The 12,364-nt window shown below is 73.9% G+C and carries 6 protein-coding genes and 1 rRNA gene; 3 read left to right on the top strand and 4 right to left on the bottom strand.

Annotation, left to right across the window (positions count from 1 at the left end; all coding sequences use genetic code 11):
• Positions 1-10: 10 nt before the first annotated feature.
• Both ACLQ2X_RS15370 and ACLQ2X_RS15375 read right to left on the bottom strand, forming a co-directional pair.
• Positions 11-1,720: a hypothetical protein gene (locus ACLQ2X_RS15370; protein WP_425681677.1), complete on the bottom strand. Its 1,710-nt coding sequence runs from the start codon at positions 1,718-1,720 to the stop codon at positions 11-13.
• On the bottom strand, positions 1,721-3,595 hold the full coding sequence (locus ACLQ2X_RS15375; protein WP_425681703.1) for a hypothetical protein: 1,875 nt from the start codon (positions 3,593-3,595) through the stop codon (positions 1,721-1,723). It lies immediately after the preceding gene.
• A gap of 187 nt (positions 3,596-3,782) precedes the next feature.
• On the opposite strand from ACLQ2X_RS15375, the gene ACLQ2X_RS15380 reads away from it, so the two are divergent.
• The 3 genes from ACLQ2X_RS15380 to ACLQ2X_RS15390 all read left to right on the top strand — a co-directional run bounded on the left by ACLQ2X_RS15380 (position 3,783) and on the right by ACLQ2X_RS15390 (position 11,364).
• Complete coding sequence (locus ACLQ2X_RS15380) at positions 3,783-8,135, top strand: alpha-(1->3)-arabinofuranosyltransferase domain-containing protein (protein ID WP_425681704.1); 4,353 nt, start codon at positions 3,783-3,785, stop codon at positions 8,133-8,135.
• The gene (locus tag ACLQ2X_RS15385) at positions 8,132-9,406 is read left to right on the top strand and encodes a polysaccharide biosynthesis protein (protein ID WP_425681678.1); all 1,275 of its coding nucleotides are present in this window, start codon (positions 8,132-8,134) and stop codon (positions 9,404-9,406) included. Before ACLQ2X_RS15380 ends, ACLQ2X_RS15385 begins: the two co-directional genes overlap by 4 nt.
• A 137-nt stretch (positions 9,407-9,543) precedes the next feature.
• The gene (locus ACLQ2X_RS15390) at positions 9,544-11,364 is read left to right on the top strand and encodes a VanW family protein (protein WP_425681705.1); all 1,821 of its coding nucleotides are present in this window, start codon (positions 9,544-9,546) and stop codon (positions 11,362-11,364) included.
• Positions 11,365-11,450: 86 nt separating this feature from the next.
• Here ACLQ2X_RS15390 and ACLQ2X_RS15395 read toward each other — a convergent pair whose 3' ends face one another.
• Together ACLQ2X_RS15395 and rrf are read right to left on the bottom strand one after the other, a co-directional pair.
• Positions 11,451-12,137, bottom strand: a complete 687-nt coding sequence (locus ACLQ2X_RS15395) for an NADPH-dependent F420 reductase (protein WP_425681679.1) — start codon at positions 12,135-12,137, stop codon at positions 11,451-11,453.
• Between the two features lie 154 nt (positions 12,138-12,291).
• Positions 12,292-12,364: ribosomal RNA gene (rrf, locus tag ACLQ2X_RS15400) — 5S ribosomal RNA — on the bottom strand; the annotation flags it as partial.

Genomic DNA, 12,364 nt, shown 5'->3' on the forward strand with positions numbered 1-12,364 from the left:
CGAGCGGACGTTACCACGCAGTAGCTCGCCGGCGAAGGGTCGAAAAGCCGGCAGCCATGAACACAAGAACGGCAGCGCCCGACGCCGACACGACGACCCACCGCCCCGATCCGGCGTCCCGGGGTGCCGCGATGGCCGCCGGGTTCCGGTACAGACTCAGGGACGACCCCTCGTAACGCAGGTCCAGCCCGGCCAGGGCAGCCGGATCCACCGCGGTGGGCAACCGGTGCTGCACCAGCACCCAGCGCACACCGGTGGCCGAGGCGGGCAGCCCGTCGGCCAGGACCCGACGCACCTCGCGCAGCCGGGGGTTCTCGCCGGCCACCGCGACGCCACCGACCACAAGCGTGTCGTCGGTGAGCACCGTGCCCGGCAGGTAGCGGGGCGCCGGATCGAGCACGGCCCCGGCCGGATTCCACGGGTAGGTCCGGTAGGCGGTCAACGGCAGGGAGAGAACCTCACCCGGGTCGTCGCGCAACCGGTCGGCGACCGCCTGCCAGTCCGCCGGATAGCTCACCGGACGAATCCGCCCGACACCGCCGAACGCCAGATCCGGCAGCACCGCCACCGGCAGGAGCAGTACACCGGCCAGGACCACACCCGCCACCTCCCGGTCGATCCGGGACACCAGCCGCTCCGCCCCCAACGCCGCGCACACCACCAGCAGCAACGCGTACGGGGCCAGGAACTTCTGCCCGTCGCGGAGCAGCCCCGCCCCGGGCACGTGCACCACCGCCCAGCCCAGCAGGCCACGCCCGCCCGGCAGCAGCGCGAGGGCGGACAGGAGGTAGGCGCCGGCGGCGAGCACACCCAGCCGCACCGCCGTACCCGCCGGCAGACGCCGCCGCAGCAGACCACCGCCGACCGCGGCGAGGACCACGAGCAGCAGCGTCGCCAGCGGCACCAGCGCGCCCGCACGACTGGACGGGGTGGCCTGGGCGTTCCAGATGCCACCGGTGCCCGCCAACGCCACCAGCGGGCCGGCCCAGTTCTCCGCACGCGCCGCGAACGACGCCACGCCCGCCGGATCGGACGACCCCCCGGCGCCGGTTACCAGCGCGGCCGCGACCCACGGGGCGTTGAGCAGCGCCACACCCGCCACCGCGGACACGACCGGGCGACGCCGGCCCCATCCCGGGGCCAGCACCAGCACCGTGCCCAGGGCGATCAGCCCGCCGGTCGGGGTGATCGCGGCGGGCGCGGCGGCCAGCAGCACCCGGGCCAACGCACCGTCGCGGCCCGCCCGAAGGTCCAGCACCGCCCGCACCAGCCACGGCAACGCGGCGTACGCCAGCAGCAACCCCCACTGCCCGATCAGCAGCCGCTCGGCGAGGTACGGCGTCCAGGCGTACCCGACGGCGGCGACCAACCGCACCCCGTGCCGCCCGGTCGGCACCAGGCGGCCCGCGCCGACGGCGGCGGCCAGGACCGCCCCGCCCAACGCCACCCGCTGCACCAGCCAGCCCGGCACCAGTTGGGTGACCAGCGAGACCAGCGCGTCCATCGGCACCGCCCGGGGCAGGCTCTCCGCCGGGGCGACGAGATCCCAGCTCAACGGCTGGTGCGGCACGAAAACCATGTCGTAGCGCAACGCGTAGCCCGGCGCCGCGAGCGGGGCCAGGATCAACACGGTGACGGCCGCCGCCACGACGTACAGCGGCAGCGTCTCCCGCCACCGCCGGGTCGGTGGGGCGTCCACGCCGGGGGATCGTTCGGCCATCTACGGCGCCGGCACCACCCGGCCGATGGTGACCAGGTTGGTGCACAACCCCACGCCCGGCGTCTCCACGGTCAGCTCGACGGCGGAGCCGGCGCCCTCCATCAGGAAGAACACCTCGTTCAAGCCGCGTCGCAGGGTGAGTTCGCGGGTGGCCTCGCCGAGCCGGAAGGTGGCCTTCCCGTCGCCCGAGGCGAGGTAGCCGAAGTGCACCGCGTACGGCCACTCGTCCAGGTAGCCGTCCATGGGGATCCGGGTGGTCCGGCCGCCCTGGGCAAGGTGCCCGCAGTCCGGCACCGGGCCGGGCGCGACCTTGCGTCCCTCGACCGCGACCTGGCGGATCCGGCCGTCCTCGTCGAACGTCGACGGTTCCTCGCTCATCGTCACGAACGTGGGACGGCGCTGCGCCGGGCGGAAGAAGTGCGACTGGAGGTTGTCCGGCCAGAAATACCCGGCGACGACCCGGTCCGGGACGGCGACGTCGAAGAAGACGGTGCCCGGCGGCGCGGCGGCCAGCTCGGCCTGCGTCGTGGCGAGGTAGTCCCGACCGTGCTTGGTGCTCCAGTTGTCCCCGAACCGCGCGGTGCTCCACAGCGTGCCCACCCCGATGGTGGCCAGCAGGACGACCATCGACACGAGGCCCACCGCGAACGCGCCCGGCTCCCGCAGGGTCGGCGGCACCGGCCACGCCGAGGCGGCGTCCTCGTCGTCCCTGGTGCCGAGCAGCGCCACCCCGACGCAGATCGCGGCGACCAGCACCACGTCGGCGACGTACCGGGGCACGATCCCCACCAGCGGGCCGAGCGGCCCGCCGAGCCGGGTCACCGCGAAGAGCGCGGCGACCAGCCCGAGGTAGCAGCCGAGCAGCAGCCAGGCGCGGCCGGCGGATCGACGGCGACGCACGGTGACCACGATGAGCGCCGCGAGCACCGCCCAGGACAGCCACTTGGCGATGTCGTACGGGTCGGCCAGCGGCGGCCCGTCGCCCGCGTAGATCCAGCGCCACGGCCCGCCGAGCAGGCCCGGCACCACCGTGTCGCCCACCAGGTCACCGAGGAAGGTGAGAACCTGCCCGACCGAGGTGGGATTGTCCAACTCCCGCGCGGGTCGGGTCAGGTAGTACGCCAGGTACGCCCCGGACAGCACGGTCAGCGTCAGCCACGCCGGCCAGTACCGGCGGACGGTCGTCACCAGGCTGCGCCAGGCACGGCCCTTCGTGAACAGGAACGCGGTCAGCAGGAACAGCAGCGGCACGATCAGCAGGGCCTTGGTGTCGAAGAGCAGACCGAACACCACCCAGAACGCCACCACGGCCAGATGCCGGCGCCGGCCGGTACGCACGTACCGCACCTGGGCCGCCACCGCCAGGACCAACGCCAGTTGGGGCGGCAGCACCAGCAGGCCGACCAGCCACAACGAGGACACCTCAAGCGTCAACGGGCTGAACAGGAACAGGCTCAGTGGGACGAGCAGGCCCCATCCGGGCCGCAGCAGGTCACGCAGCAACCGGTAGAGGGCGACACCGACCGCCGCCTGCCCGACCGCCAGCAACAGCACCCACGGCCACCCGGTGAACGCCGCCGCCCGGACCATCGCCCACGCCACCAGCAGGCCACCCGGCATGAGGTGGTTGTTGAACGTGCCCAGCAGGTAGTCGACGTCCGGCTTGGTGTCGAGAACCTGCGCGGCGATGACGAACTCGTCCTGGGAGAACCAACCACGGGTGGCGAGCGCCGCCCGTACGGCGACGGACACGACGATGAGGGCGACCGCTACCGCGCGGACCCGGTCGGCGCGCACCCAGCGGCCGACCGGCCCCGGCCCGTCGTCCGCCCGACCGTCGGCCGCCGGAGGCGCCTCGGCCGCAGCTTGTGGCATTGACATGCCCGGCAGCCTGCCACACGCTTACCCGCCGTGGGGACGGCCGTTCTCCCGATGACCTCGCAGTGGCCCCAGGTCGCCGACCCGCCGCCGGTCCGGATACCGTCGCGCGACACGCGTCATGTGCAGGTGCGCGTACGGCCGGCGGAGACAGGAGCCGAAAATGCGTGCAGCCGGAACGACAATGCCGGCAGAGCGGGCGGAAAGCCCCGCTCGTCACGTCGACCGCACCCGGCGGACGGCTCGCCGCTTCCGGCACCTGGCGATCTGTCTCGCGCTCACCGCGCTCGCCTTCCAGCAGGCGCCCGGCCAGATCGTGCCCGACACCAAGGTCGACCTGAACGTCAACCCCGCCGGCTGGTTGCTCCGCTCGCTGCACCTGTGGGACCCCACCGGCACATTCGGGCAGCTCCAGAACCAGGCGTACGGATATCTCTGGCCGATGGGACCGTTCTTCCTGATCGGTTCGGAACTCGGCATCGCGCCGTGGGTCGTGCAGCGCCTGTGGTGGGCCCTGCTGTTCTGCGTCGCGTACCTGGGCGTGGTGCGGCTGGCCGGCCGCCTCGGCATCGGCAGCCCCGCCGGCCGCATGATCGCCGGCGTCGCTTTCGCGTTGTCCCCCCGCATCCTCACCCAGCTCGGCTGGTCCTCGGTGGAGTCCTGGCCCAGCGCGGTCGCCCCGTGGGTGCTCATCCCGCTCGTCGGCCTCGCCCGGGGCGCCCGGCTGCGCCGCGCGGTCGCCGGATCGGCGGTCGCCGTCGCCTGCGCCGGTGGGGTGAACGCCACCGCCGTGGCCGCGGTGGTGCCGCTCGCCCTGCTCTGGCTCGCCACGCTCACGCCCCTGCGCCGGCGCGTCACCGCGATGGCGGCCTGGTGCGGCGCGGTCGCCCTGGCCACCGCATGGTGGCTGATCCCGCTGCTGATCCTCGGGAGGTACAGCCCGCCGTTCCTCGACTACATCGAAACCGCCCGCAACACCACAAGCGTCACCGACGGGGTGACCACCCTGCGCGGCGCCTCCTACTGGGTCGCCTACCTGGCCTCCCCGTTCGGCGCGACGATCCCGGCCGGCGCGCGGCTGGCCAACGAGACCCTGCTGGTGGTCGCCACCCTGGTCGTCGCCGCGCTCGGGGTGCTCGGCCTGTCCCGGCGCGGGATGCCGCACCGCAGGTTCCTCATCACCGGCCTGCTGCTCGGTGTCGCGCTCGTCGGGCTCGGACACACCGGCGACCTGCCGAACATCCTCGCCGGCCCGCAGCAGCAGTTCCTCGACGGCGTCGGCGCCCCGCTGCGCAACGTGCACAAGTTCGACGTCCTGCTCCGCCTTCCGCTGGCGCTCGGCCTGGCGCACCTGGTCAGCCTCGCCGTACGCGCCGCCCGGACCGCGCCCGAACGGCACCGTACCCGGACCGTGGCGCGGGCCTGGCTCACCGCCGGCACGGCCATGCTCGCGGTCGCCGGGGTCGCCTCGCCGGCGCTCGCCGGCGGACTCACCACGCCGGGCGCGGTCAAGGATGTGCCCGGCTACTGGCACGAGGCCACCGACTGGCTCGACGCGAACACCGGCCGCGGACGCGTGCTCGTCGTCCCCGGCGCGCGTTTCCCCGCCTACGACTGGGGCAGCACCACCGACGAGATCACCCAGCCGCTGCTCGACAGCCGGTGGGCGGTCCGCAACGCCATCCCGTTCACCCCGCCGACCACGATCCGACTGCTCGACGCGATCGAGTCGACGCTGGCCACCGGCGCCGGCTCGGCCGGCCTCGCCGACCTGCTCGCCCGCTCCGGGATCAGCCACGTCCTGTTCCGCGCCGACCTCGACCACGGCCGCTCCGACACGGCCCGCCCCGCGGTCGTCCGTCAGGCGCTGGAACGCTCACCCGGCCTGACCCGGGTGGCCTCCTTCGGCCCGGTACGCGGCGGCTCCGACTCCGCCGACGAGTTCCGCGACCAGGGGCTGGACGTGCCCGGCCGGGCGTTGGAGGTCTACCAGGTGGGCCGCGACGTCCAACCGGTGGTCGCCTACGACCGCGACGACGTGACCACCGTGGTCGGTGGGCCCGAGTCGCTGCTCGACCTGGCCGCGTCCGGCCAGCTGGGTGCCGCGCCCACGGTCCTGGCCGGCGACGCGACCGGCGACGTCACCGGCCAGGTCGCGTTGACCGACGGCCTGCGCCGGCGGGACGTCTCGTTCGGCCGGCTGCGCGACAACTCCTCGCAGACCCTCACCGCCGGCGACACGTTCGAGGTGTCAGCGCCCGCCCACGACTACCTCCCGGAGTGGGGGGCGCAGTGGTCGACCGTGGCTCGCTTCGACGGCATCAGCGCGATCCGCGCCTCGACGGCGGCCTCTCAGGTCGACGCGACCGGCGGCGCCCGCCCCGAGCACCAGCCGTACGCGGCGATGGACGGCAACTCGGCCACCTCGTGGCGGTCGGCGCCGCACTCCCCCAGCGACAGGCAGTGGATCGAGGTGGGCCTGGCCAACCCGACCCGGGTCACCCGGGTGGAGGTGTGGTTCGACCTGAAGGCGGACGCCCTGCCGACGACCGTCACCGTCAGCGCCGGATACGAGAGCCGCACCGTCGAGGGGTTCGGCGACCACATGGTCTTCGAGCTGCCCGGCGTGCACGCCACCCGCCAGGTCGAGATCTCCGTCGACGGCGCCTTCGACCTGCGGCCGTTCGGCGACCGGACCGTCGGTATCGCCGAGATCAAGATCCCCGGCGTGCGGACCGGCCGCACCCTCCAACTGCCGGTCGCACCCGCCACCGACCGGCCGGCGAGCGTCGTCGTGTCGGCGGCCCCGAGCACACCGGCCTGCTTCTCCGTCGACGGGCGGCCCCGCTGCTCCACCGACGCCGCACGCGGCTCGGAGGACGGGGCCACCATCGACCGCACCCTGACCCTGCCGACCGCCGGCGGCTACGGGGCGAAGCTGTGGGCACGGCCCACCCCCGGCCCGGCACTGGACGCCGCCCTCGACAAGCTGGTCGCCAACGCCCAGCCGTTGCGCCTCGCCCCGCAGGTCACCTCGTCCTCGACGGCCGTGCCCGACCCGGTCGGTCGACCGGGCGCGGTGCTCGACGGCAATCCCGCCACCACCTGGTCACCGGCGCCCGACGACGAGGCGCCGATCCTGCGCCTGACCTGGCTCGAACCGCAGACCATCAGCGGGCTCCGCTTCACCGTGGACAAGGGAACCGCGGCCACCCGACTCGGCAGCGTGCGGGTGGTCGGCGACGACGGCTTCCGCAGCAACCTGCTCAGCGACGACGGTCTGCTCACCCTGGACCCGCCCATGCGGACCGACGAGATCACCATCCAGTTCCTCGACAAGCCGTCCGCCACCAGCGTCGACCCGTACGGTCTGCGGCTGCCGGAGCCGCTGCCCGTCGCGGTCGGCGAGGTGACCGTGCTGCCCGGCGGGAACACGGTCGCGCCCCGCCCGGACACCCCGCTGAAGCTGGCCTGCGGATCGGGGCCGACGCTGCGGATCGGCTCGTCCCGGGTCACCACCACGCTCACCGGCACGCTGCGCGACCTGCTGGAACTGCGCGAGATGCCGGCCACCCCCTGCGGACGGGAAGTCCTCCGCCGGCTCGAGCTGGCCGCCGGTGAGCACCGGCTCGTCACCACCGCGAGCACGCTCGCCGCCGCCACCCGGGTGGCCCTGGTGCCGCAGACCGCCACGCCCGCCGCGCCGGTCACCGCCAGCGACATCGAGGTGAGTTCGTGGTCGGCCACCGAACGGCGGGTACGGGTGGCCGGGCATCCGGTCGACCGGGTGCTCGCGGTGCGGGAGAACACCAACACCGGGTGGCAGGCGACCGCCGGCGGGCGGACGCTCACCCCGCTGGTGGTGGACGGCTGGCAGCAGGGCTGGATCCTGCCCGCCGGTGTCTCCGGGGACGTGGTGCTGCGGTTCACGCCGGACACGCCGTACCGGGTGGGTCTGCTCCTCGGTGGCGTCCTGCTGGCGGTGGTGGTCCTGCTCGCGGTGCTCCCGGACCGCCGGCCGGCCGGGGAGCGCCCGGTCGCCCCCGCACCGGCGGTCCGCCGCCGGCTCACCCGCTCTCTGCCGCTGCTGGCCGTCGGCGCCGCCGCGCTGGTGCTGTGGAGCGGCCTCATCGGCGGTCTGCTGGTCGCGGTGGGCTTCATGCTCGCCGTTCCGGGCCCGCGTCGCCTGCCCTGGACCACGGATCCGCGGCGGGCCAGGAGGATCGTCCGGGCCGCCGAGACGTGGCTGCCCGGCGCCCTCGTCGTGCTTGCCGGATGGGTCTACATCGAGTCGACCGAGCGCCACACCGCGGTGTTGCCGCAACTCGTGGCCGTCGCCGCGCTCGGTGCCCTCTGGCTCTCCACCACCGCCCGCCGACGGCCGGTACGCCGGATCCGCCCCGTCCCGGCCACCGCTGTCCCGGCTCCCCGGGCACCGGAGCCGGACGGGCAGCCGAGACCGGACGGGCAGCCGAAACCGGACACCGCGCAAGGACCGGCCGAGGGCCCGGCGTCCCGCATCTCCGAGATCACGTGAGCGCGCGCCGACCCGGCCCCGCGCCCGGTGCTCCGGCGGGCGGCCGGAGCACCGGCCTGGGCGCGGCGGGCGTCGCCGTGACGCTGGCCGGCGTCCTGGTCAACGCCCTGGCCTACCTGGTTCCGGTGCTGGCTGCCCGGCGGCTCGACGCGGACGACCTCGGCGCGCTCGCCACCGCTCTCGGCCTGGTGGCCATCGCCGGGGTGCCGGGGCTCGGTCTGCAACTGGCCGTCGCCGTGCACCACGCCCGGCACGGCCCGTCCGACACGCGGCGGCTCACCGTGGTGACCGCCGCCCTGTGCGCGGGGGCGCTGGTGGCGGCCACCCCGTTGCTGGTGGCCGCGCTGGACCTGCCGGCCGTGGTGCCCGCGCTGCTGGCCGTCACCACCGCGTCCGTGGTGCTCTCCTCCCGCTCGCTCGGCGAACTGCAGGGCGGCCAGCGCTTCGTGCGGCTGGCCACCGCGATGGCGTTGCTCGCCGCCGCCCGCTACGGCGGGGTGATCGTGGGACTGCTGCTCGGCGCGGGCCTGACCGGGGCGCTCGGAGTCGGGGCGCTGACCGCCGCACTGGCGCCCCCGGCGCTGGCCTGGCTCACCGGCTCGCCCCGGCGTCCGTCGGCCGCCCCACGCCTGACCGTCTCGCAGGTGACCGCCGGATGTGGCGCGACCCTGGCGATGCTGGTCGTCTCCTACGCCGACCTGCTCCTGGCCCGGCAACTCCTGCCACCGGCGGGTTCCGGGGCGTACTCGGTCGGGACGGTCCTGACGAAGGGGGCGCTCTGGGCGCCGCAGGTCGCCGCCGTCCTGGCCCTGCCCCGTCTGGCCCGCGGCGACCGCCGCAGCCGGACGGTGGCGCTCGCGGTGACCGGTGGATGCGGTGTGGTCCTGGTGGGCGCGTCGGCTGTCGCCGGAGGCTTGGCCTTCCGCCTCGTCGGCGGGCCCGACTACACCGCTCTCGGCCGGTACGCACCGCTGTTCGCGGCGGTCGGCGCGCTCTACGCGGTGACGTTCGTGCTGCTCAACGACCGGCTCGCGGCGGGCGTCAGGTGGGCGGCGGCGCCGCTGTGGTGCGGTACCGCCGGGCTGCTGACGGTCGCCGCGATCGTGCGCCCGCGTACCGTCGGCGGCCTCGTCGTCGCGTCCCTGGCCACGGCCGTGATCACGACGCTGCTGATGTTCCTGCCGGCCCGCGGACGTCCGGCTGGCTCTCCGACCGCACGTCGCACCGCACCCGATGACGATCCACACCCGATGCGGCCCGGAAACGGTTGATCGGTGCGACACCACCGGCCACCGGACACGACCGGCCGGCCGGAGACTCCCGGTGGGCTCGAGCGTTGGTTACCGTAGGTGTCTCCCCCGGGGGAAGCGGTCCCCGTGTGGTATTTCCCGATCGAGGTTGAGTGACGATGTACGGCGAGAAGATGCCGGCGGCCGACGACCGACCCACCATCAAGGTGGCCGCGGTGAGCTGGCCGGGCGTCGAGATGGAGCCGGTCGCCACACCCCCAGGAGGCGACGCGACGGGCCGGCCGCCGCGCCGGGTCCGGCCGGCGCGGCTGCTGCTGGCCGGTGCGGTCACCGCGGCGGTGCTCGCCGCCGGAATCGGCCTGGGCGCCTACGCGTACGCCGGTGACGTGCCCCGCGGCACCACCGTCCTCGGCGCCGAGGTGGGCGGCCGGAGCCGCGCGGAGGCGGCCGAGGCGCTCCGCGCCGAGCTGGCCCGCCGGGGCGACACGCTCAACGCCCCGCTTCCCGTCACCGTGGGTGAGAAGAAGGCCGAGCTGAACCCGTCCGACGTGGGGCTCGCCATCGACGTGGAAGCCACCGTGGCGGCCGCCGCACGGGCCGACGCGCACGCGGTGAGCCGGCTCGTCGGTTCCCGGACCGTCGAACCGGTCGTCACCGTCGACCCGGCCCGGCTGGCAGCCGCGTTGCGCAAGGCGATGGGCTCCCAGGGGCGGGAGATGACCATGCCGGCGATCATCTGGACCGGCACCACCCCGAAGCCCGTCTACCCCAAGCCGGCGCTGACCGTCGACACGGCCGCCGCCACCGACGCGGTCAAATCCGGTTGGCTGGCCGCCCGGCCGGTCACCGTGCCGCTCGTCGAGAAGTGGCCGGCGACCAGCCGGGAGGATGTGGACCGCCTCATCGCCGAAGTGGCCCGCCCGGCCGTGGCCGCGCCGGTGACGCTCACCACCGACGGCGGTTCGATCACCATTCCGCCGGCGGCCATCGCCGGGTCGCTGCGCTTCGCCGTCGACGACGCCGGCACGCTGACCCCGAAGGTCGACATGAAGCGGCTGCGCACCGCGCTCGGCGGCCGACTTGCGAAGCTGGAGGTCGAGCCGCGCGACGCCGGACTGACCATCAGCGGCGGCAAGCCGAAGGTGCTGCCAAGCAAGGCCGGCCGCCAGGTGGACGCCGCCGCGCTCGGCCCGGCCCTGCTCGCGGTGCTGCCCAAGTCGACCGGCCGGACGGTGACCGCCGAGCTCAAGCCCGCCGCCCCGGAGCTGACCGAGGCCGAACTGGCGAAGCTGGGCATCAAGGAGCGGGTGTCGACGTTCACCACCCGGTTCACCGGCGGGCTCTCCTCCCCCCGCAGCCAGAACATCGTCCAGGCGGCCAAGGCCGTGGACGGCGCACTGGTGAAGCCGGGGCAGACCTTCTCGCTCAACGGGCACACCGGCGAACGCGGATACGACCAGGGCTACAAGGACGCGCCGACGATCGTGAACGGCAAGCTGGTCCCGGGGGTCGGTGGCGGGGTCTCCCAGTTCACCACCACCCTCTTCAACGCCAGCTACTACGCCGGGCTGGAGGATGTCGAGCACAAGCCGCACTCGTTCTACTTCAGCCGCTATCCGGCCGTGATCGAGTCGACCATCTACTGGCCGCACCTCGACTTCAAGTTCCGCAACAACACCCCGCACGGCGTCCTCATCGACACGTCGTACACGTCCAGCACGATCACCGTGTCGATCTGGAGCACCAAGATCTACGACAGCGTGAAGACCGAGTACGGCCCCCGACGCAACATCACCCAGCCGAAGACCGTCTATCTGGAGCCAGGGCCGAACTGCATCTCCGCGGTCGGCGCCATCGGTTTCGCGCAGGACGCGTACCGGGTCATCAAGAAGGACGGCAAGGTGATCAAGCGGGAGAAGTTCAGCTGGCGCTACGACGCCGAGCCCCGCTTCATCTGCGCCCCGGAGCCCGGCACCTGACCCCGGGCACGACGATGCCCCGCCGGCTGACCGCGCCGGCGGGGCATCGTGCTGTTCCGGGTGGGGCATTGCGCTGTCCCGGGTGGTCAGGGCCGCGCTGCGGCCAAGCCCTCCCGCACACCATCGGCGTCCAGGTCGGTGCCGTAGACCGCGGTGTCCGGCTGCTGCCGCCAGCTCTCGTCCAGGGTGCCCGCGTCGACCGGGTCGAAGCCCAGGTCGTTCACCAGCCCCATCACGATGCCCTTGGCGTCCGCGTCGTCACCGGCGACCGGCAGCGCGATCCGGCCCGCGGTGCCCTCCGGCTTGCCCTCGTCCATGAGGTGCGTGGCCTGGATGTTGTTGAAGGCCTTCACCAGCCGGGCGCCCTTGAGTCGGTCGGCGGTCCACCGGCTGGACGTGAGGCTGAGGTCGAGCAGTTCGGGGATGTCGCCGTCGCGCTGGGGGTAGTAGTTGTTGGCGTCGACCACCACCTTGCCCTCGAAGAGGGCCGCGGGCAGTTCCGGCACCGCCTTCAGCGGGATGGCCACCACCACCAGCTGGGCGCCCTGCACGGCCTCCTCGACCGTCGCCGCCCGGGCGCCGGTGGAGCTGGCAAGGTCGGTCAGGCTCTGCGGCCCGCGGGAGTTGGCCACCGCGACGTCGTGACCGAGTGAACGCAGACGACGGGTGAGGGTGCCGCCGATGTGCCCCGACCCGATGATTCCGATCTCCATGACCACTCCTGTACCCCGTACCGCCCGCCTCGACCACGGGCTCGACGTACGCCACGTCACGTTTTCGGGCCGACGGCCGACGGCCCCGGCTCGACGGTACGAGAAGACGGCAGCCGGTAGAGGTGATTCCGGTGGGCCGGTGGTGCTGGCTCCGTGCCGGGGCCGGAAAATGGTTCAGGGCCACCCCGATAGGGGTGGCCCTGAACTGACGTTTGTCCGGCGGTGTCCTACTCTCCCACACCCTCCCGGGTGCAGTACCATCGGCGCTGGAGGGCTTAGCTTCCGGG

This window comes from Micromonospora sp. DT31 (genome assembly GCF_049841795.1).
Classification (GTDB): Bacteria; Actinomycetota; Actinomycetes; order Mycobacteriales; family Micromonosporaceae; genus Micromonospora.